Source organism: Erwinia sp. MYb416, assembly GCF_037479575.1.
GTDB lineage: Bacteria > Pseudomonadota > Gammaproteobacteria > Enterobacterales > Enterobacteriaceae > Erwinia > Erwinia rhapontici.
On sequence record NZ_JBBGYT010000438.1, the window covers coordinates 925,483 to 948,580 of the forward strand.

General features: G+C 57.5%; 26 protein-coding genes and 3 tRNA genes. 25 read left to right on the plus strand and 4 right to left on the minus strand.

Annotated features, from left to right (window positions below; genetic code table 11):
• Positions 1 to 10 precede the first annotated feature (10 nt).
• From pgsA to WH277_RS13885, 4 genes are all read left to right on the plus strand, one after another.
• Positions 11 to 559 carry a CDP-diacylglycerol--glycerol-3-phosphate 3-phosphatidyltransferase gene (gene pgsA / locus WH277_RS13870; protein ID WP_133840959.1) on the plus strand — a complete coding sequence of 183 codons (549 nt, stop codon included), beginning with the start codon at positions 11 to 13 and terminating at the stop codon, positions 557 to 559.
• 173 nt (positions 560 to 732) lie between these two features.
• Positions 733 to 808, plus strand: a tRNA-Gly gene (locus tag WH277_RS13875).
• A gap of 44 nt (positions 809 to 852) precedes the next feature.
• A tRNA-Cys gene (locus WH277_RS13880) sits at positions 853 to 926 on the plus strand.
• Between the two features lie 12 nt (positions 927 to 938).
• Positions 939 to 1,024 (plus strand) — tRNA-Leu (locus WH277_RS13885).
• 514 nt (positions 1,025 to 1,538) lie between these two features.
• Here the strand turns inward: WH277_RS13885 and WH277_RS13890 are convergent.
• Both WH277_RS13890 and WH277_RS13895 read right to left on the minus strand, forming a co-directional pair.
• The gene (locus tag WH277_RS13890) at positions 1,539 to 1,781 is read right to left on the minus strand and encodes a hypothetical protein (protein WP_339505801.1); all 243 of its coding nucleotides are present in this window, start codon (positions 1,779 to 1,781) and stop codon (positions 1,539 to 1,541) included.
• A gap of 245 nt (positions 1,782 to 2,026) precedes the next feature.
• A complete protein-coding gene (locus WH277_RS13895) occupies positions 2,027 to 2,545 on the minus strand; it encodes a GNAT family N-acetyltransferase (RefSeq protein WP_339505802.1) in 519 nt (172 codons plus the stop codon).
• A gap of 143 nt (positions 2,546 to 2,688) precedes the next feature.
• On the opposite strand from WH277_RS13895, the gene WH277_RS13900 reads away from it, so the two are divergent.
• The 4 genes from WH277_RS13900 to WH277_RS13915 all read left to right on the plus strand — a co-directional run bounded on the left by WH277_RS13900 (position 2,689) and on the right by WH277_RS13915 (position 7,321).
• On the plus strand, positions 2,689 to 3,120 hold the full coding sequence (locus WH277_RS13900; RefSeq protein WP_133840957.1) for a MarR family winged helix-turn-helix transcriptional regulator: 432 nt from the start codon (positions 2,689 to 2,691) through the stop codon (positions 3,118 to 3,120).
• 61 nt (positions 3,121 to 3,181) lie between these two features.
• Positions 3,182 to 4,813, plus strand: coding sequence for an MFS transporter (locus tag WH277_RS13905; RefSeq protein ID WP_205945556.1), 1,632 nt, complete (start codon positions 3,182 to 3,184; stop codon positions 4,811 to 4,813).
• A 37-nt stretch (positions 4,814 to 4,850) separates the two neighbouring features.
• Positions 4,851 to 5,942: an HlyD family secretion protein gene (locus WH277_RS13910; RefSeq protein WP_133840955.1), complete on the plus strand. Its 1,092-nt coding sequence runs from the start codon at positions 4,851 to 4,853 to the stop codon at positions 5,940 to 5,942.
• Entirely contained in the window at positions 5,939 to 7,321 is a 1,383-nt protein-coding gene (locus WH277_RS13915) for an efflux transporter outer membrane subunit (RefSeq protein WP_159337107.1), read from the plus strand. Before WH277_RS13910 ends, WH277_RS13915 begins: the two co-directional genes overlap by 4 nt.
• Positions 7,322 to 7,354: 33 nt before the next feature.
• Here the strand turns inward: WH277_RS13915 and WH277_RS13920 are convergent, their stop codons facing one another.
• Together WH277_RS13920 and WH277_RS13925 are read right to left on the minus strand one after the other, a co-directional pair.
• Positions 7,355 to 7,762: a DUF2000 domain-containing protein gene (locus tag WH277_RS13920; protein ID WP_133842085.1), complete on the minus strand. Its 408-nt coding sequence runs from the start codon at positions 7,760 to 7,762 to the stop codon at positions 7,355 to 7,357.
• 51 nt (positions 7,763 to 7,813) lie between these two features.
• Entirely contained in the window at positions 7,814 to 8,650 is an 837-nt protein-coding gene (locus tag WH277_RS13925; RefSeq protein WP_159337106.1) for an AraC family transcriptional regulator, read from the minus strand.
• Between the two features lie 244 nt (positions 8,651 to 8,894).
• Between WH277_RS13925 and WH277_RS13930 the strand changes: the two genes are divergently transcribed.
• The 17 genes from WH277_RS13930 to WH277_RS14010 all read left to right on the plus strand — a co-directional run bounded on the left by WH277_RS13930 (position 8,895) and on the right by WH277_RS14010 (position 23,026).
• A complete protein-coding gene (locus tag WH277_RS13930) occupies positions 8,895 to 9,281 on the plus strand; it encodes a hypothetical protein (RefSeq protein WP_133840952.1) in 387 nt (128 codons plus the stop codon).
• A 272-nt stretch (positions 9,282 to 9,553) separates the two neighbouring features.
• Positions 9,554 to 10,282, plus strand: coding sequence for a beta-ketoacyl synthase chain length factor (locus WH277_RS13935; RefSeq protein WP_171149390.1), 729 nt, complete (start codon positions 9,554 to 9,556; stop codon positions 10,280 to 10,282).
• Positions 10,275 to 11,069 (plus strand): lysophospholipid acyltransferase family protein, encoded by a 795-nt coding sequence (locus WH277_RS13940; protein ID WP_133840950.1) that lies wholly within the window; start codon positions 10,275 to 10,277, stop codon positions 11,067 to 11,069. The genes WH277_RS13935 and WH277_RS13940 overlap by 8 nt, the downstream gene beginning before the upstream one ends.
• Positions 11,070 to 11,084: 15 nt before the next feature.
• Positions 11,085 to 11,354, plus strand: coding sequence for a phosphopantetheine-binding protein (locus WH277_RS13945; RefSeq protein ID WP_133840949.1), 270 nt, complete (start codon positions 11,085 to 11,087; stop codon positions 11,352 to 11,354).
• 22 nt (positions 11,355 to 11,376) lie between these two features.
• Positions 11,377 to 11,625, plus strand: coding sequence for an acyl carrier protein (locus tag WH277_RS13950; protein WP_133840948.1), 249 nt, complete (start codon positions 11,377 to 11,379; stop codon positions 11,623 to 11,625).
• Between the two features lie 29 nt (positions 11,626 to 11,654).
• Positions 11,655 to 12,206, plus strand: coding sequence for a hypothetical protein (locus tag WH277_RS13955; protein ID WP_133840947.1), 552 nt, complete (start codon positions 11,655 to 11,657; stop codon positions 12,204 to 12,206).
• Between the two features lie 17 nt (positions 12,207 to 12,223).
• Positions 12,224 to 13,534: an AMP-binding protein gene (locus tag WH277_RS13960; protein WP_133842084.1), complete on the plus strand. Its 1,311-nt coding sequence runs from the start codon at positions 12,224 to 12,226 to the stop codon at positions 13,532 to 13,534.
• Positions 13,521 to 13,865 (plus strand): 3-hydroxyacyl-ACP dehydratase FabZ family protein, encoded by a 345-nt coding sequence (locus WH277_RS13965; RefSeq protein ID WP_133840946.1) that lies wholly within the window; start codon positions 13,521 to 13,523, stop codon positions 13,863 to 13,865. The genes WH277_RS13960 and WH277_RS13965 overlap by 14 nt, the downstream gene beginning before the upstream one ends.
• Positions 13,859 to 15,574 carry a glycosyltransferase family 2 protein gene (locus WH277_RS13970; RefSeq protein ID WP_339505803.1) on the plus strand — a complete coding sequence of 572 codons (1,716 nt, stop codon included), beginning with the start codon at positions 13,859 to 13,861 and terminating at the stop codon, positions 15,572 to 15,574. Before WH277_RS13965 ends, WH277_RS13970 begins: the two co-directional genes overlap by 7 nt.
• On the plus strand, positions 15,568 to 15,990 hold the full coding sequence (locus WH277_RS13975; RefSeq protein ID WP_159337103.1) for an acyl-CoA thioesterase: 423 nt from the start codon (positions 15,568 to 15,570) through the stop codon (positions 15,988 to 15,990). The genes WH277_RS13970 and WH277_RS13975 overlap by 7 nt, the downstream gene beginning before the upstream one ends.
• Positions 15,987 to 16,592 carry an outer membrane lipoprotein carrier protein LolA gene (locus WH277_RS13980; RefSeq protein WP_159337102.1) on the plus strand — a complete coding sequence of 202 codons (606 nt, stop codon included), beginning with the start codon at positions 15,987 to 15,989 and terminating at the stop codon, positions 16,590 to 16,592. Before WH277_RS13975 ends, WH277_RS13980 begins: the two co-directional genes overlap by 4 nt.
• On the plus strand, positions 16,564 to 18,882 hold the full coding sequence (locus WH277_RS13985; RefSeq protein WP_339505804.1) for an MMPL family transporter: 2,319 nt from the start codon (positions 16,564 to 16,566) through the stop codon (positions 18,880 to 18,882). The genes WH277_RS13980 and WH277_RS13985 overlap by 29 nt, the downstream gene beginning before the upstream one ends.
• Complete coding sequence (locus WH277_RS13990) at positions 18,879 to 19,445, plus strand: DUF3261 domain-containing protein (RefSeq protein WP_227535987.1); 567 nt, start codon at positions 18,879 to 18,881, stop codon at positions 19,443 to 19,445. The genes WH277_RS13985 and WH277_RS13990 overlap by 4 nt, the downstream gene beginning before the upstream one ends.
• Positions 19,445 to 20,596, plus strand: a complete 1,152-nt coding sequence (locus WH277_RS13995) for a beta-ketoacyl-[acyl-carrier-protein] synthase family protein (RefSeq protein WP_133842083.1) — start codon at positions 19,445 to 19,447, stop codon at positions 20,594 to 20,596. The genes WH277_RS13990 and WH277_RS13995 overlap by 1 nt, the downstream gene beginning before the upstream one ends.
• Complete coding sequence (locus tag WH277_RS14000) at positions 20,596 to 21,072, plus strand: ApeP family dehydratase (protein WP_159337099.1); 477 nt, start codon at positions 20,596 to 20,598, stop codon at positions 21,070 to 21,072. Before WH277_RS13995 ends, WH277_RS14000 begins: the two co-directional genes overlap by 1 nt.
• On the plus strand, positions 21,069 to 21,800 hold the full coding sequence (locus WH277_RS14005; RefSeq protein ID WP_339505805.1) for a 3-ketoacyl-ACP reductase FabG2: 732 nt from the start codon (positions 21,069 to 21,071) through the stop codon (positions 21,798 to 21,800). Before WH277_RS14000 ends, WH277_RS14005 begins: the two co-directional genes overlap by 4 nt.
• On the plus strand, positions 21,800 to 23,026 hold the full coding sequence (locus WH277_RS14010; protein WP_133840938.1) for a beta-ketoacyl-ACP synthase: 1,227 nt from the start codon (positions 21,800 to 21,802) through the stop codon (positions 23,024 to 23,026). The genes WH277_RS14005 and WH277_RS14010 overlap by 1 nt, the downstream gene beginning before the upstream one ends.
• Positions 23,027 to 23,098 lie beyond the last annotated feature (72 nt).

Below are 23,098 nucleotides of genomic sequence, written 5' to 3' on the forward strand. Positions count from 1 at the left end.
TAGCGTAATTATGCCATTTAATATTCCGACCTTACTTACCCTGTTTCGCGTTGTATTAATCCCATTCTTTGTACTGGCATTTTACCTGCCATTTCAATGGGCTCCACTGGCATGCGCACTGATTTTCATCTTTGCTGCGGTGACTGACTGGTTTGATGGTTACCTGGCCCGTCGCTGGAAACAAACGACCCAGTTCGGGGCGTTCCTGGATCCGGTGGCCGATAAAGTGATGGTGGCGATCGCGTTAGTGCTGGTGGCCGAGTATTTCCACTCATGGTGGATCACCTTACCGGCTGCCACCATGATTGCCCGTGAAATCATCATTTCAGCTCTGCGCGAGTGGATGGCTGAAATCGGCAAACGCAGCAGTGTGGCCGTTTCGTGGATTGGTAAAGTCAAAACCACGGCCCAGATGTTGTCACTGTTTGCGCTGTTATGGCGCCCGAACAGTATTGTTGAGGGCGTTGGCGTTGCCGCGTTGTACATTGCCGCTGTGCTAACCTTCTGGTCAATGTTCCAGTATTTGAGCGCTGCACGTGGCGATTTGCTCGAACGGTGATCGAAGCGACTTAAAAAGCAGCAAACGGATGCATTGTGAGGATAATTTGGTTGACTCATTGCGCCAGAACAGTAGAATGCAACGCATCGAAAGGCAGCTCAGGCAGCCAGAAGATAAAGCAAATCAGCAAGTTCTGAAGGTCTCATTTAAAACAGAATAAAACTGATGGCAATGCGGGAATAGCTCAGTTGGTAGAGCACGACCTTGCCAAGGTCGGGGTCGCGAGTTCGAGTCTCGTTTCCCGCTCCAAATTAGTCGCCAGAGATGACTCTTTGATGACAAAAAGATTTAAAGGCGCGTTGGCAGAGTGGCCATGCTACGGATTGCAAATCCGTCTACCTCGGTTCGACTCCGGGACGCGCCTCCAATTAACACCCATGCCCGGGTGGTGAAATCGGTAGACACAAGGGATTTAAAATCCCTCGGCTTATGGCTGTGTGGGTTCAAGTCCCACCCCGGGCACCATATTATCAGTACCGATTAAAACGAATAAAAACAAGCAGTAAGCAATGTCGTAACCGCCTCGAAAGGCGGTTTTTTTACGTCTGAATTAATCCTTTCCTAATATGCCTTCCTAATATTCGCTTCTACTTCTGCCCACCAACAACCGGAACTACCGCTATTTTTCGGTCGTGACGTACAGACCGTTCAACATTTTTTACCATCACGAACCGCAGATTTAAGGCTGGGCCTTTAAAGAAAAGGAGGTTACCTGCGTTGAGGCGTAATGGAAAAATGGATGAATTACTCAAGCAATTGCGATATTTCATTCGCACCTTGAGTGCTATAACAATGGCCTAAGGGATCGCTATGATGATTAAGACATACGTGGCGATAAAATGGAGTTGTTTTATTAGGGATAAATAATGAAAAAACTGTGCATTGATCAAAACACCATTATCATCGGTGACTTGTCGTTGACTATTTCTGCTGCTGAAGACGAATGCGGTTGTATCAATATTAAAGTGTGCTGCAATACTCAGAAACCACCAGTGACAAAGCCGCCAGTAACCTGCCCACCAACGACAGAACCACCATTGACAAAGCCGCCAGTAACCTGCCCACCAACGACAGAACCACCAGTGACAAAGCCGCCAGTAACCTGTCCACCAACGACAGAACCGCCAGTCACAGAACCGCCAGTCACAGAACCGCCAGTCACAGAACCGGCAGTCACAGAACCGCCAGTCACAGAACCGCCAGTCACAGAACCGCCAGTCACAGAACCACCAGTCACAGAACCACCAGTGACACCGAGCTTTCTAGGATAATAAAGCACTGGCTGAGTGATGCTGGACCAGCCTATATCACTCCAGCTGCTTTGAAAGAGACTGATGTAGGTGCAGTAAAAGTCGTCTTTTGATGGCTCTCAGAAAATGAAAGCCATACTAACGCGGTGAAGAACGCTTATTTAATCTTCACCGTTTATTATCCAGACCTGATTGCCCATCCTCATCATTCACTTATCTAAGATCCAACACGATTCAGCATCTTGTCAGACGAAGGATCATCTATTACTGCGGACAACCCCAGCACCATCACCGTCACCCACTCTTCTGAAATCCAACGCTGTTCCACATCCTGCCAACCGAGTCGACGATAAAGAGCCTGTTGGTCCGGTGTATACAGCCATAACGCATCTATCTGTTGTGCGCGGGCGCGGTCAATACAGGCGTTTACCAGGCTGGAACCTATTTCTTTACCGCGCCACTCTGTTGGTGTGAACACTTCGCCCAGCCAGTAACGACGTTCTGGCCTGTCATCCAGCTCATATTCGATCACGCTGGCCGTGCCGGTCAGCGTGCCGTCAGTGTCACAGGCGATCAGGGTAAAACTGCCGCTGTCGTGCTGGTTACGCTCATCAAGACGTTGGCTGATGGTGGCTAACGAGGACCAGTTCGCGAGTTCAGACCATTCGCTATGCAACAGACGAGCAATCTCATGGCGGCGTTCAGGCTGCTGGCGCAGGGTAAAAATGGGCATCATGCTGTTCCTTAAGCGGTAGCCGCCTGGCGAGGCGGAAAAGAATTATCTACACTCTTCTGAGGTTGTCTTCCTTTCTTTATCTCATCGTGGCTATAATTGCTATATCGTTTAGTTAGAGCTCTAATTATCAGGCATCTTACCTATTGAATACCCAGGAACTGAATTTCTCCCGTTTGCTGCATCTTACTGCCCACGCCTGGCGTCAGGCGATAGATCGGCGGATGAAAGATAATGGTCTCAGCATGAGCAGCTGGATGGCCGTGGCGACGATCGCCCTTCAGGATGAGCCGATGAGTCAGAAAGAACTGGCGCAGTCGTTGGGTCTGGAAGATGCCAGCGTCGTGCCGCTGATTGACCGTCTGGTAAAGCAGCAACTGGTCGAGCGGGTACAGCCTCCTGAAGATCGGCGTAAACGACTGCTGCATGTCACGCCGAAAGGCGAGGTGTTGTATCAGCGTTTGAAAACGGAGGCTGATGCACTGCGCAATGAGCTGCTGTCTGGCGTGAATGCGGGCGATCTGGCGGTCACCCAGCGTGTACTGCAGCAGCTGCTGGCGGCGACAGAGGTGAAGTAAGGTGTCCCGCATTAAATCCAATCCCTATGCTCCGCGTGAGTGGGCGCCTGGCGAAAAGCCCATGCTGCCTGGATCGCCCTCTACGCCGCTGCACCCCACCCATAAACGCATTGCCTTTGGTATCGTTGGCCTGTTGATTTGCATCACCGGGGCGCTCAGTAACGCGCTGGTGACTGCCAACCTGACCAATTTGCAGGGCGTGTTTGGTGCCTACAATAACGAGATTGCCTGGCTGCCCGCCGTTTACGTGATGGGAAATATCTCGATTAACCTGCTGCTGGTGAAGTTTCGCCAGCAGTTCGGGCTGCGGGTATTCACCGAAGCGTTTTTGGTGCTGTATGTGCTGGTGGCGTTCTTCCATCTGCTGGTCAACGACCTCAGTTCCGCGATTATCGTCCGTGCGGCGCACGGCATGGTCGGTGCCGCACTCAGTTCACTGGGTATCTATTATCAGGTTCAGGCCTGGCCCGCGAAACATCGCCTGAAAGCGCTGGCGATTGGTCTGGGGGCTTCACAGCTCGCCATTCCTCTTGCGCGTCTGTTCTCGACGGAACTGCTGCAACTGGATGAGTGGCGCGGGTTGTACCTGTTTGAGCTGGGGCTGGCGTTAATGGCGCTCGGTGCGGTGCTGATCCTTAAACTGCCTCCGGGAGAGCGCACCAAAGTTTTCGAGAAAAAAGACTTTCTGACCTTCTTCCTGTTGGCACCCGGTATGGCGCTGTTCTGCGGCGTACTGTCGCTCGGGCGCATTGAATGGTGGACCAGCACGCCGTGGCTGGGCGTTTGCCTCGCCCTCGGGCTGGTGCTGGTCACGGCAGCCGTGCTGGTGGAACACAATCGCAGTAATCCACTGATTAACACCCGCTGGCTGGGGAGCGGGGCGATATTCCGTCTCGGTATTGTGATGATCCTGCTGCGTATCATGCTGGCCGAACAGAACACCGGTGCGATTGGTTATCTGCAACAGATTGGCATGTTGAACGATCAGATGCAGGGGCTGGCGCTGGCGATCCTTGCCGGGGTGGCGGCGGGGATTATCTGTAGCGCGCTGACCATTAATCCCAAACATCTGAGCTGGCCGATTGTACTGTCGCTGATTATCGTGATGGTGGCCTCGCTGATGGATGCCCAGTCCAGCCCGCTGACCCGCGCCAGTAATATGTATTTCAGTCAGTTCCTGCTGGGCTTCAGTACCTCCTTCTTTATCGCACCAGCGATGCTGCTGGGCGTGGGCAGCGTGGTGACTCAGCCGAAGAACCTGGTCAGCTTTGTAGTGCTGTTTGGTATGAGTCAAAACCTCGGCGGCCTGATGGGTTCGGCGCTGCTCGGGACCTTCCAGACCTGGCGCGAAAAATATCACTCCAGCCTGCTCGGTGACCAGCTGTCGCTGCTGGATCCGAACGTGACCGATCGTTTAGCCCAGTACAATAATCTGTTTGCCAGCCTTGTGGGTGACAGCACCCTGCAAAGTGCTCAGGGCACGGCACAGCTGCAAACCGTTGCCACATTACAGGCGAATGTACTGGCCTATAACGATGTGTATATGCTGACTGCCATCATGGCAGGGATCACTTTACTCTGGGTGCTGTGGCGTCTTTCGCGTCTGCGTTATCTCAACTGGCAGCAGGCCAAACGCGAAGCCGAAGCGGAACAGCGCGCGATGCAAAATCTTAACAAGACTATTGCCCGGTAAGCGTTCTGTGGAACGAAGAAGGGAACACGGGGAAAACATGAGTCAACAGGAACAGCAGCAACTCACCGAGCGTCTGAGAAATAATAAGCTGCGTATTTTATCGATTGCCCTTGGATCGGGGATTGCCCTGGTCGGCGTACTGGTGATCCTTTACGCCTGGCAGCTACCGCCCTTTACCAGCCAGACACAGTCAACGGAAAACGCCTATGTGCGCGGCCAGGTGACTTTTATCAGCCCGCAGGTCAGTGGTTATATCACTGAGGTTAAGGTGTTGGACTTCCAGCCGGTCCACCAGGGCGACCTGATGATGACCATTGACGACCGCATCTATCGCCAGCGCGTGCACCAGGCGATGGCGCAGCTGGATATGAAAAAAGCGACGCTGGCCAACAATATTCAGCAGCGCCGCAGCGCGGAAGCGGTGATCAAACGCAATGACGCCGCACTGCAAAACGCCAAAGCCCAGGCGGTAAAAGGTGGGCTGGATCTGAAGCGTGTGGAAAATCTGGTCTCAGATGGTTCACTTTCTCTGCGTGAACGCGATGCATCGCGTGCCAGCAATAGCCAGACACTAGCGGATGTGCAGCAGGCGCAGGCCACACTGGAAGTCTCTCGCCAGGATCTGCAAACCGTGATTGTTAATCGTGCCTCGCTGGAGGCGGATGTCGCCAGCGCGCAGGCCGCGCTGGAACTGGCGCAGATCGACCTCGACAACACCAAAATTATCGCCCCGCGTGATGGGCAGTTAGGGCAAATCTCTGTGCGGCAGGGCGCTTACGTCACGGCGGGAACCCGGCTGACCTCGCTGGTGCCGCAGCAGATGTGGGTGGTGGCTAATATGAAGGAGACCCAGATGGCGCGCATCCGTCCGGGGCTGCCTGTGACGTTCCACGTTGATGCACTGGACGGTGAACAGTTTAACGGTGAGGTTGAGTATATCTCCCCGGCAGCGGGATCGGAGTTCAGTGCGATCTCACCGGATAACGCCACCGGCAACTTTGTGAAAATTGCCCAGCGCATTCCGGTGCGAATTAAGATCACCAGCGATAACACGGCCCATCTGCGTCCGGGTATGTCGGTCGAGGTCAATATCGATACTGCGGCCGTGCAGGATGGAGATAAAAAATGATGCCTGCGCCGAAAACTCTGGTGATGATGATGCTGACGGCCACGCTGGCAGGCTGTGCTACGGAAGTGGAGCAGGCACCGTCGGCGTTGCCAATACCGATGCAGTGGCGAAACCAGGTTGGACCGGGTGCGGCGGTGGAAGCGAGCTGGTGGCGGGCGTTTAACGATGCATCACTGAACCAGCTGGTGGAGCAGGCGCTGCGCAACAACCCGGATATATTAACCGCCCGTTCACGCGTCGATCAGTATCGTGCTCAGCTACGTGGAGCGCAGGGGGATAACTACCCGACGCTGGATGCCGGCGTGGCGGCAAGCCGTGCGCGGGCTATCTCCGCGGCAACGGGCCAGCCTGCGCAATCCACCGTCTTCCAGGGCCTGTTACAGGCCAACTACAACGTCGATTTATGGGGTGAACGCAGCAGCAGCATTGATGCAGCCAAAGCCTCGCTGGCAGCCCAGCAGGCGGCGGCGAGCGCGGCCGAACTGACCATCGCCAGTTCGGTGGCGTCAGGGTATATGACCCTGGTGTCGCTCGACGAACAGCTGCGGGTTACGGAAGCCACGCTGGCCAGCCGTGCCAACTCGTTAAAGCTGGCACAGCGCCAGTTTGAAACGGGTTACACCTCGCGCCTGGAGTGGGTGCAGTCGCAGTCGGAATATCAGACGGCAAAAGCGCAAATCCCGCTGTTACAACATCAGATTGCTGAGCAGGAAAATGCCCTGAGTATTCTGGTTGGAATGAACCCGCGTCAGATTGCCCGCCAGAACCACTTTGACCACGTGGCACCGCAGACGCTGCCTGCCGTGATGCCGTCTCAGCTGTTGCAGCGCAGGCCGGATATCGTGCAGGCCGAACGCCAGCTCCTGGCGGCGGATGCATCACTTCAGTCTTCACGCGCCAGTCTGCTGCCTTCACTGAATCTCACCGCCACCGGAACAATGCAAAGCTCGGTGCTCCATGAACTGGTGGAGAATCCGTTCCGCCTGTGGAGTATTGGCGGCAGCGTGCTGGCACCGTTGCTGAACCGTGAAGCGCTGACCGCGCAGGTTGATGTCTCCATGGCCACGCGCAACCAGGCACTGTACAACTATGAAAAAGTGGTACGCAGTGCGTTTGGAGAAGTGAATAACGATCTGGATGCCATTACCCGTTATCAGGAGCAACTCTCCGAGTTACAGGCACAGGAGAAAGTGGTGCAGGAGGCGCTGCGTATCGCGCGCAACCGCTATCAGAATGGCTACGCTTCCTATCTGGATGAGCTGGATGCTCAGCGTACGCTGTTCAGCATCCAGCTCAGTGTGGTGCAGGCCAAAAATAATCTGTTGCTGGCGCAGATCGATCTCTACCGCGCACTGGGCGGCGGCTGGCAGGCGTCATAACAGATAGGCAGGCTTGCTGCTGTCGGCCTGCGATCAGCCAAAGAGTTTCAGTTTCGCCGTCAGTTTCCGCAGTGCCTTCTTCTCCCCGGCGATAGCCAGCCCGAGGTGTTGTAGATCGGCGGTGGCAATCTGACTGACGGCAGCTGAAAATTCGGCGTAATCCACCGTCATCTGGCCCTCCTGCGGAAAGATAATCGCATCAAACTGCTGCTCTTCGCAGCACTCAAGCAGCACACTCAACTGGGTATTATCGGCTGACAGCACCGGGATGCCCACCGGGATCAGGCCCGGATAGCACTGGCCACTGGCATCCGCTAACGCATCACCGACCAGATGCGGATGACGCTGCCCCAGCGTCAGGCTCAGTACCGCGGCGGCGTTGGCCGCCTTGCCCACGGTTAACGCACTATTCAGTACCACCACACAACGAACATCATTCATCATTTTTGCCTTCTGACGGAGAAAAAACGCAGCGTAAATCAGTGCGGCGGCTCAGTCTGGAAGATTTGTGCAGTGCTGTTGATAAAAAGCGGGAGTCAGCTGATAGGCGCGTTTAAACCAGCGCCCGAGATGGCTTTGATCGGCAAATCCCAGCTGTGCCGCAACCAGGGCTGGGGGCTGACCGGCCGACAGCAGGCGGCGCGCTTCGCTCAGGCGCAACTGAATCAGCCAGGCATGAGGAGGCAGGCCAAAGTGAGCGTGAAACTCGCGTGACAGACGAAAACGATCAACCTCCAGCGCCGCTGCCATATCGCTCAGGCCGATATTGTCATAACGGTGGTCCAGCATAAAATCGCGCGCCCGCAGCGCCAGGGTGTTCTCATGCGCAGCCAGTTGAAGGGGGCGCCGCCAGTGAAGGTGGCGTGTCAGGGCAGAAAACAGGCGCTGTAACGCGCTCTCTTTGATGATTTTCAACTCATTGTCATGCAGAGCCTGAAAGGCATGAAGCGTTGCCCACGCCAGTTGACGATCGCTGCTCAGGGTACGGGCAAAGTTCAGTTCAAAACGGTCGGGAATCTCACTAAACAGGCTGCTTAATTGCTGGCGCAGCGTGAGCGGGTCGATATACAGCATACGATAGGTAAAACCCCTTTCGTCGATCGCATCGCCATCATGCAGTTCACCCGGTTCCAGTAAAAATACCGTACCGGGACGGCTCTGATGCTGCTGGCGACGCGAATGAAACTGTTGCACACCCTGTTCGGTCACACCGACCAGGTAGCTGTCATGCCAGTGTGGATCGTAAGCGTGGCCGGTAAAATGAGCGCGCAGGGTTTCAATCGACGTCGCGTCATCGCGCGCCATTTCTATCCAGCCTGATGGCTTCATAACCTTGCCCCCTTCAGAGAACCCCCACGACAGCGTAGCGTCAGTGGCACCCTTGATGCCAATCAATAACGAGAAAAAATTGGGAATCAATCGGATTCTTTAGTGCTTCTCATTGCTTAGCAACGAATGCTATTATGCGAATCTTTACAATTAATAGTCTGAGTCATGCGGAAAAAAATCTCCGTAATGGGTGCTATTTGTGCAAATAACTAGCTGGAAATTATAGATTATTTTTAGGGATGCTATGAAAAAGTCACGTCTTTTCGCCACACTGTTATGCGCCTTTGCGCTGGCAGGGTGCGCGCGCACAGAACCGGTAAAAAATATCAATCAAACGCTGAATGCTGATTACAGCGACAATCAGTTGCAAACGGCCATTCTGGACGCCGGGCGCGCACGTCAATGGGTGATGCAGCCACAGCAGCCGGGCGTGATTACCGGGCGGATCATTCAGCGTAACCATAGCGCCGATATTCGCATTACCTACGGCGCGAACCATTATTCTATCAATTATGTCGGTAGCAATAACTTGATGGCCGCACCGGGTGAAATTCACCGTAATTACAATCGTTGGGTCAATAACCTCGATAAGGACATCCAGTTACGTCTGGCATCCTCAAAAACACCCTAATCGTCAGGCGTCGGTTCGCTCAGGCATTAAAGATCCTGCCAGCCTGGCCGACAACCCATTAAATGGGGTGAGTCGTTAACAGCGTTTTATATCGCAAATGCGGTTAATTCCGAATGCCAGCACCCGTTGCTAAACGCTATGCTGTGGTTTAGCCATGCGGCACGGGTGCCGCTGAATGGACCGATGAACCGCAGTGACGATCCCTCTGTGGGCATGATCAAATTACTCGAATACAGGGCGGAGAACGTTCCCGCGCTGCAAGAAGAATCAGCATGAATTTAGCCTTTACACTCCTCGACTGGCAGGCTAGCGCGCCCGGGTTGAATGAGCCTGAGCACTGGCAAAACTGGGCAATGCAGCCGCCCGTCATCGACAGCACGCAGCAACTGGCCAAATGCAGCCAGCTGCCGATGATGACTGCGCGGCGTCTGAACAGCGGCAGCCGTTCGGCGGTGGACTGTGGGCTGTCTGTCATGCGTCGTCAGCCCGTGGATGCGCTGGTATTTACCAGCCGTCACGGTGAGCTGGAGCGTAATCTACGTATTCTCACTGCCCTGGCAAAACAGCAGAATCTGTCGCCGACAGACTTTGCGATGTCGGTGCACAATGCGGCGGTAGGCAGCCTGACCATTGCCGCCGAAGCCCCGTTGGTCTCAACGTCATTGTCAGCCGGAGTGGACTCTTTTCAGCAGGGTATGCTGGAAGTGGCCGCGTTACATGCCTCGGGCTATCACCATGTGCTGCTGGTTGATTTTGACGGCACCATTCCTGATATCTATCACCCGCATATTCCTGACCTGACGCTGTTTTCTGCGTATGCGGTGGCATTGCTGCTGGCACCGGGTGATGCCTGTCAGTGTGTGAGCCAGCCGCAGGCTACGCCGCGTGCACCTGCGCTGCCGCAAAGCCTGCTGTTCCTACACGGTTGGCTGGCACGTCAGGCGCAGTTCAGCGTGCCGGGCGATCGTTTCCACTGGCAGTGGGCGTGTCGCTATGACTGATCTCACCCTGCGAGCCCGACCTTATCGTTATCTCAGTCGCTACTGGCGCATTCTGATGACCGGCCTGTGCTTTACGCTATTTGGTCTGGGAGGGCTGATGCTGTCGCTGGTGTGGTTTAACCTGCTGCTGCTGTTGCGCAATCCTCAGCAGCGCCGCCGCCTGGCGCGGCGCAGTATCTCGCGCTGTTTTCGTCTTTTCCTGCGCTGTTGCCGTACCCTTGGGGTGTTTGACTACCGCATTGAAGGGGCCGAACTGTTGCAACAGGATCGACGTTGTCTGATCGTGGCGAATCATCCTTCGCTGGTGGATTACGTGTTTCTGGCGTCAGTGATGCCGGAAGCAGATTGCCTGGTGAAAGCCGGGTTACAGAAAAACTTTTTCCTTTCCGGCGTGGTGCGCGCTGCGGATTATCTGGTGAACAGCCAGGGGGAAACGCTGCTGCCGGACAGCCAGCGCCGTTTGGATCAGGGCGATGCGATTATCCTGTTCCCGGAAGGGACACGTACCCGTTACGGTGAACCACTGAAACTCCAGCGCGGCGCTGCCAATATTGCAGTGCGCTGCCGTTGCGATCTGCGTCTGGTTCATATTGTCTGTACCCAGCGTATGCTCGACAAGCAGAGCCGCTGGTATCAGGTACCAGAAGAAAAACCGCTGTTCACCGTGCGCGTGCAGCAGCGCATTGACGGCAGCACATTTTGGGCCGAAGAGGGGGAGCTGGAGTCACGTGCCGCGCGTCACCTCACTCACTATTTGCAAGATGCATTAACACCAGAACATCAATAATTATTCGGAAACAGTATGGAAGAGTTATCGCTCGAAATTAAACAGATGATCATCGACACGCTTAATCTGGAAGAAGTGAGCGTGATGGATATTGAAACCGACGCGGCGCTGTTTGGCGACGGCCTGGGTCTTGATTCTATCGACGCACTGGAACTGGGCCTGGCGGTGAAAAGCCGTTACGGCGTGGTGCTCTCTGCCGAAAGTGACGAAATGCGTCAGCATTTTTACTCCGTTGCCACCCTGGCGGCGTTTATCCATGCCCAGCGTTCTGCGCTGACGGCCTGATTGTATCCAGGAGAAGACCGTAATGGATAAGAACGAAATTTATCAGGAAATCACTGGCCTGCTGGTCAAATTGTTTGAGCTGGATGCGGACGATATCAAACCGGAATCGCGTCTGTATGAAGACCTTGAACTGGACAGCATTGATGCCGTCGATATGGTCGTGCATTTGCAAAAGCGCATTGGCCGAAAAATCAAACCTGAGATCTTCAAATCAGTCCGCACCGTGCAGGATGTGGTGGATGCAGTAGAACAATTGCTGCGTGAAGGCTGATCGTTAACGGCGGCAGGGAAAGCGAACCGATGCTACGTATGCTCACCGGGCTGTTGCTGGTGCTGTGGCCATTTCTGGTCGGGTTCAGCCTCACTCACCCTCAATATCACTGGCTGCTGCCATTGATGGCACTGCTGTTTGTGCTGCGCTGGCTGGGGTTGCGTCGGCAGCAGGGGGCATTTGCGATGACAGGCAAATGGCTGGCAGTGGCCGGGGCAGCGCTGTGTGCGGCCAGCATGCTGCTGCGCGACCATCATTTGTTGCTGTGGTACCCGGTGGCGGTAAACGCCATTCTGTTGTTGCTGTTCGCCAGCTCCTTATTCAGCGCCATGCCGCTGGTTGAACGCCTGGCCCGTCTGCGTGAAACCGATTTACCGCCGCGCGCGGTGGCATACACCCGTCGCGTCACGCAGGTCTGGTGCTTGTTCTTTCTGATGAATGGCGGGGTGGCGCTGGTCACCTGCCTGCAAACTTCTCTTTTCTGGTGGACGTGGTGGAACGGACTAATCAGCTATCTGTTAATCGGGCTGTTGATGGCGGGCGAATGGTGTGTACGCCAGCGCATAAAGGCCTCGCGGTGAGTCACAACGTTTTGCCAATGGGCGACTGGCTGACCACCGTTACGCCGGGCATCGTGGCACGCAGCGGCACGCATCAATGGACCCGACAGCAGTGGCAGCAGCAGGTCACCGCGCTGGGTACGCGTCTGCTGGCGCACCCGGGGCAACGCTGGGCGCTGTGCTTTGAAGACTGCTATCTGTTTAGCGTGGCGTTACTGGCGGCGCTGCATGCGGGAAAAACCCCGCTGATCCCCGGCCACTGTCGGCCCTCACTGCTGGCGGAGCAAATCGCGGAATTCGACGGCGTGCTCAGCGATCAGGCATTTCCCCTCGATTGCCCGGTCTGGCAGGTCGACGAGGCGGGCAGGGCGTCAGACAATGCGTTGCCGCCGATGGCCCCTGATGCCGCCATTATCCTGTTTACCTCCGGTTCTACGGGCGCGCCACGGCAGGTCAGTAAACCCGTTGCCAGCCTGGATGAAGAGGCGCGCTGGTTGCATACGCTGTGGGGCGAACGTCTGCAAGGCTGCACCCTGATTGCGTCGGTCACTCATCAGCATCTCTACGGGCTGAGTTTCCGCCTTGTTATGCCGATGGCGCTGGGGCTGCCGTTTGACAGCCGCCAGGTCTGCTACAGTGAACAGCTGGTGGCGCAACCCCCAGGGCGCTATGCGTTTATCAGCAGTCCGGCCTTTCTGCGCCGTATTGATTTCTCCCTGGCGGCCCCTGACTGCTGCCTGACGGTGTCAGCCGGAGGGGCATTGCCCTGGCGGGATGCGCAGTCGGTGACGGAGTGGACCGGGTATCCGGTCGAAGAGATCTACGGCAGTACCGAAACCAGCGCCATCGCCAGCCGTACCCGCGCGCGTGATGACGCCGCGTGGCAGCCGTTCAGCGGGGTGGCATTCCGCCAGGATGAGCAGAAAAACTGGTGGGTGCGTTCGGCGCTGATCCCACTGCCGCAGGGTGCGATGCTGGACGATAAGCTGGTGTTCAGTGAGCAGGGCTTTCAGCTCTGTGGCCGCCATGATCGTATTGTGAAAATCGAAGATAAACGTGTGTCGCTCAGTGAGATTGAGCGGCGGCTGCTGGCGCTACCGGAGGTGGCCGATGCGGTGGCACTCCAGGTGGTGCGCGGCGATCGCAGCGGCATTGGGGTGGTACTGGTGCTTTATCAGCCGCAGAGCGATCTCAACGGACTCAAACGCCAGTGGCGTCATGAACTGCAGCGCTGGCTTGAGCCGGTGGCGATGCCGCGGTTCTGGCGGGTGGTTGAGATCATCCCGCATAACAGTCAGAGCAAACGTGCCTGGCCGCAGATACAGGAGTTATTTCATGTTGCCCGTTGAGCTTGCGGTACAACAGCAGGGCAGCGAAGCGGAACTGCTGTTGCGCGTCGATGCGGATCTGTTCTGGTTCCAGGGCCATTTCCCTGAGCAGCCCCTGTTGCCCGGCGTGGCGCAGCTGGACTGGGTGATCCACTATGGCACCTCGTTGCTGGCCCCAGGGCTGCAGTTTGCCTCCGTGGATAACATTAAGTTTCAGCAGCCGATCCTGCCGGGCGCTACGCTGAAACTGACGCTGAGCTGGCAGCCTGAAAAAGGGCTGAGTTTTCAATATCAGCGGGTGACCGATGCGGGGCTGCACCCGGCCAGTAGCGGGAAGATCCGCCTGTGTTAAACGAGACGTTCCGCCCCTGCGTGGTGATCCCCTGCTATAACCACGGCATGATGATGGCCTCGGTATTGGCCCGCCTGGCCCCGTTTACGTTACCAGTGCTGATTGTCGATGATGGCAGTGATGCCGCCACCGCCGTTCAGCTCGATGCGCTGGTGGGGCCGGACGTGCAGCTCCACCGCCTGACGACCAATCAGGGCAAAGGCGTGGCGGTACTGGCCGGGCTGACGGAGATGGCCCGTCAGGGCTTTACGCATGCGGTTCAGGTGGACGCTGACGGGCAACATCAGATCGAAGACTGCCCGCGCCTGCTGGATGCAGCGCGTGCTGCGCCGGAAGCGCTGATCTCAGGCCAGCCGCAGTATGACGACTCGGTGCCTCGGGCGCGCCTCTATGGCCGCTATATCACCCATTTCTGGGTCTGGGTGGAAACCCTGTCCTTTTCCCTGAAAGACAGCATGTGCGGATTCCGTGTGTATCCGCTGGCCCCGACGCTGGCGCTGGCACAGCGCCGTGCTATCGGTCAGCGTATGGATTTTGATACGGAAATTATGGTGCGCCTCTACTGGGCGGGAACGCCTTCGTACTTCGTTGCCACCCGCGTAACCTACCCGCAGGACGGGCTGTCACACTTTGATGCGCTGCGCGATAACCTGCGTATCTCCTGGATGCACACCCGGCTGTTCTTCGGCATGCTGCCGCGTATACCTTCATTACTCTGGCGCAGAAAACCCGCACGACACTGGTCTGCTACCCCGGAACGCAGCGGGCTGTGGGGCATACGCTTTATGCTCACCGTGTATCGGTGCTTTGGCCGCCGCGCGTTTACGTTGTTGCTGTGGCCAGTGACCGCCGTGTACTGGCTGACCGGCGGCGAACAGCGGCGCGCCTCCGTGCAGTGGCTGAATGCCGTCCGTGATTACGCACAGTCGCAGCAGCTGACATTGCCCAAACCGCTGAGCAGCTTCCGCCACTTCCTGCGTTTTGGCGATGCCATGCTGGACAAAATTGCCAGCTGGCGCGGCGATCTGCGCTGGGGTAAAGACATTGATTTCGCCCCCGGTGCCGGGGTGATTATCAACCACGGCCCGCCGGGCGGGCGACTGATCCTGGCCTCGCATCTGGGCGATATTGAGGCCTGCCGTGCACTGGCACAGCAGGTGAGTGGGCTGGTGATCAACGCGCTGGTGTTTACCGACCACGCGCAGCGCTTCAAACAGGTCCTGGACGAGATTGCCCCACAAGCCAGTGTTAATGTGATCCCGGTGAGTCATATCGGCCCGGAAACCGCCATCATGCTGCGGCAGAAGCTCGATGCCGGAGAATGGGTGGCGATTGTCGGTGACCGTACGGCGGTCAACCGCCAGCGCGGCGGCAGTCGTCGTGTGATATGGAGCGAGTTTCTTGGCAAACCGGCCCCCTTCCCGCAGGGGCCGTTTGTGCTGGCGGCGGCGCTACGTTGCCCGGTGATGCTGATGTTTGCCCTGCGTCAGGGCAGCACACTGCGTCTGCACTGCGAGCCGTTCGCCGATCCGCTGGAACTGCCGCGTGCGACACGGCAGCAGGCCTTACAGCAGGCCGTCGATCGTTATGCACAGCGGCTGGAATATCATGCGCTGCTGTCGCCACTCGACTGGTTTAACTTTTTCGACTTCTGGCAACTGCCGGAAGCTCCCCCGACCGAACATGAAGAGAAGGATTCCCGGTGTTAAACGATGCGCGTTTCTCTGTTGAGGTTGAGCTGACCGTTCCGTTCCACGATGTGGATGCTATGGGCGTGGTCTGGCACGGCAACTATTTCCGTTATTTCGAAATTGCCCGCGAAGCGCTGCTGGGCAAGTTTAATTATGGCTACCGTGAGATGAAGGCCTCGGGCTACGTCTGGCCCGTGGTGGATACCCGGGTAAAATATCGCGGCACTCTGACGTTTGAGCAGCGTATCCGCGTGCGTGCCACCATTGAAGAAGTGGAGAATCGCCTGCGTATCGCTTATCAGATTTTTGATGCAGAGAGCGGCCAGCGTACGACCACCGGTTACACCATTCAGGTTGCGGTGGCCGAAGGGGAGACGGGCATCAGCTTTGTCTCGCCGCAGATCCTGTTTGATCGTCTGGGAGTCACGCTATGATCAAAATGCTTTTCACCTTGCTGATGCTCACCAGCCTTAGCGTGCAGGCCGTCACGCTGGACGCACTGCAACAGCGCTTTGCCAGCCAGCCGGTGGTGCGGGCTGACTTCAGCCAGCTGCGTACCATCAAAGGCATGGCGCAACCCCTGAAATCCAGTGGCCAACTGCTGATAGCCCAGGATAAAGGGCTGTGGTGGCAGCAGGCAAAGCCTTTCCCGCTGACGCTGGTGCTGGATGAAAAACGCATGGTCCAGGTGATGAACGGCCAGCCGCCGGAAATTGTCACTGCCGACAGCAATCCGCAGATGTTCCAGTTCAACCATCTGCTGCGCGCCCTGTTTCAGGCAGACCGCCAAGTCCTGGAGCAGAACTTTGCGCTGGATTTTCACGATCTCGGGCAGGACCGCTGGCGCCTGGTGCTGACGCCAACCACTTCGCCGCTGGATAAACTTTTTAACAACATCACCTTACAGGGTGCTGCGTATCTCGACAGCATTCAGTTGAATGACCGACAGGGCGATCGTACGGATATAACCCTGAGCAATCAGCGCCTGACGCCGACTCACCTGACTGATGAAGAGCAGCAGCATTTTGTTTTCTAACCGACCGCGTCAGATTGCCGTTGCCTGGCTGATCGTCTGCCTGCTGCTGTTGGCCGGGCTGGCGGCATTGCTGCCGCAGGCGCGTATTAACAGTAGCGTGCTGGCGCTGCTGCCTGCTCAGTCGATGGGGGCGATGCCAGCCGACCTGGAACAGGGCTTTATGCAGCGTCTTGACCGCCAGATGGTGTGGCTGGTCAGCGCCGGGAAGCAGGATAACCCGGCCGTGGCACAGACGTTGCTGACGAAGCTGCAACAGCTTGAAGGACTGAAGCAGGTGAAAGGGCCGCTGGACGCACAGCAACAGCAGGCCTGGGGGCAATTTGCTTTTCAGCACCGAAACAGCATGATTGATGCCGCCACGCGCGCACGGCTGGAAAACGGCGGAGCCGCCCAGGCCGACTGGGTGCTGGCACAGCTCTATTCCGCGTTTGCCGGGGTGAGCGGGCAGGAACTGAATCACGATCCGTTGATGCTGGTGCGTGGCGCACAGCTAATGATGCAACAAAATGCCAGCCAGCTCGGGCTGAGCAACGGCTGGCTGACCACCCGCGATAAGCAGGGGCAGCGCTGGTACTTTATTCATGGCGAACTGGCCAGCAGCTCGTTCGATATGCAGCAAAGCCACGCCATTGTTGGTCAGCTTCAGGATATCGAGCAGCAACTGCGACAGCAGTACCCGAATGCACAACTGCTGTCACGCGGTACCGTCTGGTTCAGTGATTATGCCAGCCAGCAGGCGCGGCATGATGTCTCCACCCTTGGGGTGGCCACTATTGTTGGTGTGCTGCTGCTGGTTTTCTCGGTGTTTCGTTCACCGCGACCGCTGCTGCTTTGCGCGCTCTCCGTAGGGATTGGTGCACTGGCAGGGACGGTGATCACGCTCCTCTGCTTCGGTGAGCTGCACCTGATGACGCTGGTGATGAGCCTGAGCATTGTCGGGATTTCGGCCGATTACACCCTCTATTACCTCACGGAGCGCATGGTCCACGGGGCAGACATGACCCCGCAGGAGAGCCTGCATAAGGTGATGCGTGCATTGCTGCTGGCGCTGGGCACCACCGCCATTGCCTGGCTGATTATGGTGGTGGCACCCTTCCCGGGGATTCGCCAGCTGGCGGTGTTCGCTGCCGTTGGCCTGACGGCATCCTGCCTGACGGTGATCTGCTGGTATCCGCTGTTGGTGAAAGGCTTGCCTGTGCGCCCGGTGCCGCTGATGGCGCTGATGGGGCGCTGGCTGGCGGCGTGGCGACGCAACAACCGCCTGCGTATCGGTCTGCCGCTGCTGGTGGCACTGCTGTCGCTGGGCGGGATCAGCCAGCTGCGCGTTGATGATGATATTTCCCAGCTCCAGGCGCTGCCCGCGCATTTGCTGGCCGTGGAGCGGCAGGTCACTGCGCTCACCGGTCAGAGTGCCGACCAGACCTGGATGGCGGTTTCCGGCGATAACCCGCAGCAGACCTTGCAACGTCTGGAGGCGCTGGCCCCGAAACTGGCCGATGCGCGCCGCCAGCATTGGCTCAACAGTTACCGTCTGTTGCCGCTCTCCTCCCTGGCGCAGCAGCAGCAGGATTTACAGCGACTGCAGCAGGCGGCTCCGACGGTGATCGCCCGTTTGCACGAGGCCGGGGTGATGGTGAATGCCCCCGATCTCAGCGCGCAGCCGCTGACGCCGGAAGCCTGGCTTAACAGTCAGAACAGCGAAGGCTGGCGCCTGCTGTGGCTGACGCTGCCTGACGGGCGCAGCGGCGTACTGGTGCCGTTGAGCGGCGTAAGCGATCGTGCCGCACTGGCGCAACTGGCTGACAGCCTGCCGGGCGTCAGCTGGATTGACCGTAAACAGACCTTCGATACGCTGTTTGCCTTTTACCGCACCCTGCTGGGCTGGCTGCTGGCAGCCGCGCTGGTGGCAATTGCGCTGAGCAATGTGCTGCGCCTTGGCTGGCGTCAGGGGCTGTTGACGGTGATCCCTTCCGTACTGTCACTGGGCGGTGGACTGGCGGCGCTGGCGTTGTCCGGCCATTCGCTTAACCTGTTTTCGCTGCTGGCGCTGGTACTGGTGCTGGGCATTGGGATTAATTACACCCTGTTCTTCAGCAATCCGCGTGGGACGCCGATAACCTCTCTGCTGGCGGTGTTGCTGGCGATGGCGACCACGTTGCTGACGCTGGGGATGCTGGTGTTCAGCAGTACCCAGGCGATCAGCAGTTTCGGCATTGTGCTGTGCAGCGGCATCTTTACCGCGTTCTTACTGTCCCCGCTGGCACTGCCGGCGAAACGGAGAAAAAAATGAAAAGCCTTCTGGCGCTGTTCTGCGCCGCGTTGCTGCTCACGGGCTGTGCCGGAAAACCGGATGACACCCGGCCGCAGGCCTGGCTTAAACCCGGCGTACGCGTGACGTTACCGCCGCCGGCCATTGATCCGGCGTTCAGTCAGCAACAGCTGCTGACCGGGAGTTTCAAGGGCAAACAGCAGTCGCTGCTGGTGTTGCTGAGTGCCGATGGTCAGCAGCTGACGCTGGCCGGGTTGTCATCACTCGGCATCCGCCTGTTTCGGGTAACGTATGATGCCAGCGGCATTCACGCCGAACAGGCGCTGGTTCTGCCGGAGATGCCGCCAGCCAGCCAGGTGCTGGCTGATATTATGCTCAGTCACTGGCCAGTTTCCGTGTGGCTTCCGCGCCTGCCGGCGGGCTGGACGCTGGCAGACCAGGGCGACCGCCGGCAGTTGCGTGATGACGGGGGCAAACTGATCACGGAGATCCGCTACCTGCAACGCGGGACACAGCGGATGCCGATCAGTGTTCAGCAGTTTGCTTTTGGCTACCATATCTTGATTCAGAATCTGGACGGATGATGATGTTTATTTCTGCGGTGGGTATGCTCAATGCGCTGGGTGCAACGTCCGATGACATCGCCGATAACCTTGTGCGCGGCGTGGCACCGGGGATGCGTGCCGACAGCGGATGGTTGATCGGCGATAAACCCTGCTGGACCGGGCGGGTGGATGCGGAATTACCCGCGGTTCCGGCCCGGCTGGCGGCGCATAACAGCCGGAATAACCAGCTGCTACTGGCGGCGCTGGCACAGATTGAAACGGAAGTGCAGTCGGCGATCGCGCATTTTGGTGCAGACCGCGTGGCGGTGGTGCTCGGCACCAGCACGTCTGGCCTGGATGAGGGCGATCGTTTTATCAGCGGTGACAGCGAGAATTATCACTATTTTCAGCAGGAGCTTGGCGATCCCTCGCGTTTTCTGGCGGACTATCTGCAACTGAGCGGCCCGGCCTACACGCTGTCGACGGCCTGCTCTTCCAGCGCGCGGGCGCTGATCAGCGGGCAGCGATTGATTGACGCCGGACTGGCGGATGTGGCGATTGTCGGCGGGGCCGATACGCTCAGTCGTATGCCACTCAACGGTTTTGACAGCCTTGAGTCGTTATCAGCGCAACGCTGCGTGCCGTTCAGCCAGCAGCGTGATGGCATAACGATTGGCGAAGGGGCGGCGCTGATGCTGCTGACCCGCGAGCCGCAGCCCGTAGCGATTCTGGGTTATGGTGAGTCCTCGGACGCCTGGCATATGTCGGCACCCCATCCTGAAGGGGAAGGGGCCAAACGCGCGATTACTATGGCGCTGCAACAGGCGGGTCTGGCCCCGGAGCAGGTGGGGTATATCAACCTGCACGGTACGGCAACGCGGTTAAATGATCAGATTGAAGCGGGCGTGGTCAGTGCGCTGTTTGGCGACCAGGTACCCTGTAGCTCCACCAAGCACTTAACCGGACATACGCTCGGTGCCGCAGGCATTGTTGAGGCGGCGCTGTGCTGGCTTATCCTCACACGTCACCTGCCGCTGCCGCCGCAAGATTTCAGCGCCAGCACCCCGGACAGCGGCCTGCCAGATTGCGGTCTGCTGACGGCGCCCGAGCCGCTGGAACGCCCGGTGATCATGAGTAACTCTTTTGCTTTTGGCGGCAATAATGCCTGCCTGATTTTAGGAACGCTGTGATGTCAGAGTATCAACCCGCCGCGTATTACCTGCCGCATGCCTCACCGATGGTGCTGGTAGAGCAGGTGCTGAATGTCAGTGACGAAGAGGCCCATTGCCGTGTACGGGTCAGTGCTGACAGTGTGCTGGCACCCTTTCTCAACCCGCAGGGGGCATTGCCTGCCTGGTTCGGCATTGAAATTATTGCCCAGACGATAGGTGTCTGGTCAGGCTGGCATGGCCGCCAGCAGCATCAATGCCCCCCGCGTCCCGGGATGCTACTGGGCGGGCGCGGCTACCGCTGCCAGCAGGCGATTTTCCCCGCCGACAGCGTGCTGGATATTCGCGTCAGCCTGCTGATGTGCGATGAAAAAATAGGCAGTTTCGACGGCGTTATCACCATTGATGGCGACACCTGGGCTCATGGCCGACTGAATACCTATCAGCCAGATGACCTGGAACTTCAACAACTTATGCAACAGGATATTCAGGAATGACGCGTTCTGTTTTAGTCACCGGAGCTAGCAAAGGTATCGGCCGTGCGATTGCGCTGCGCCTGGCCGCCGATGGATTTACCGTGATAGTTCATTTTCACAGCGATGAGCAGGGCGCACGGGATACGCTGCAGCAGATAGAGACAGCCGGAGGCATGGGCCGCGTGCTGGGCTTTGATATTGCCGACCGCGAGATGTGCCGCACCCGTCTTGAAGCGTATATCGAGCAACATGGCGCTTATTATGGCGTGGTCAGCAATGCCGGTATTACTCGCGACGGTGCATTTCCTGCTCTGAGCGATGACGACTGGGACCAGGTGATCCACACTAACCTCGACAGTTTTTATAACGTGATCCAGCCTTGTGTGATGCCGATGATCGGACTGCGCAAAGGCGGGCGCATTATTACCCTCTCGTCGGTTTCCGGCATGATGGGTAATCGCGGACAGGTGAATTACAGTGCGGCCAAAGCGGGTATTATCGGTGCGACCAAGGCGCTGGCGATTGAGCTGGCGAAACGCAAAATCACCGTTAATTGCATTGCTCCGGGTCTGATTGATACGGGAATGATCCAGATGGAACCGGTGGCGGTGGATGAGGCGCTGAAGATGATCCCGATGAAACGCATGGGTGCCGCAGAGGAAGTGGCCGGGCTGGCCAGCTATCTGATGTCTGATATCGCGGGATATGTCACCCGTCAGGTCATTTCGATTAACGGGGGGATGCTCTGATGCGCCGTGTTGTGGTAACAGGAATGGGGGGCGTGACCGCCTTTGGTGAAAACTGGCAGGCGGTGTCTGAGCGTTTGCGCGCGGGCACCAATGCGGTCCGTAAGATGCCGGAATGGCAGATTTATGACGGCCTGAATACCCTGTTAGCGGCACCCGTAGATGATTTTACGCTACCGGAGCATTACACCCGTAAACGTATCCGTTCCATGGGGCGCGTCTCACTGATGGCGACCCGTGCTACCGAACTGGCGCTGGAGCAGGCCGGGCTGCTGGGGCACCCGGTGCTGACCAATGGCGATACCGGTATTGCTTACGGTTCCTCAACCGGCAGCACCGGCCCGGTCAGTGAATTTGCTACCATGCTGACGGAAAAGCACACCAACAACATTACCGGCACCACCTATGTGCAGATGATGCCGCACACCACAGCGGTGAATGCCGGACTGTTCTTTGGCCTGCGAGGCCGGGTGATCCCGACCTCCAGCGCCTGCACCTCCGGCAGCCAGGCCATCGGTTATGCATGGGAAGCGATCCGCCACGGCTATCAGACGGTGATGGTCGCAGGTGGGGCAGAGGAGTTATGCCCTTCAGAGGCGGCGGTGTTTGACACGCTGTTTGCCACCAGTCAGCGCAACGACCGCCCACAAAGCACGCCTTCACCGTTTGATACCCAACGTGATGGTCTGGTGATTGGCGAAGGGGCCGGGACGCTGGTGCTGGAAGATCTGGAACACGCTGAAGCACGCGGTGCGAAGATTTATGCGGAGATCGTCGGTTTTTATACCAACTGCGATGCTGCGCATATTACCCAGCCACAGCGTGAAACCATGCAAATCTGCATTGAGCGGGCATTGCGCTCGGCAGGGCTGACAGCCGACGATATTGGTTATATCAGCGCTCACGGCACCGCGACCGATCGTGGCGATGTGGCGGAAAGTCATGCCACGGCGGCGGTCTTTGGCGACCGTACGCCGGTTTCATCGCTGAAAAGTTATTTTGGCCATACGCTGGGTGCCTGTGGCGCGCTGGAAGCCTGGATGAGCATTGAGATGATGCGTGAAGGCTGGTTCGCCCCTACATTAAACCTCACTCAACCCGCTGAGGATTGTGCCGCGCTGGACTACATCATGCAGCAACCCCGTGCGATACAGACGGACTACATTCAGTCCAACAACTTTGCCTTTGGTGGCATCAACACCTCTCTGATCTTCCGTCGCTGGTCCTGACCCTGCCAGGGCGTTGCAACTGCAACGCCCTTCTTGTTATTTTTGTCTGGAAATATTAGTTAAGGTTGATAA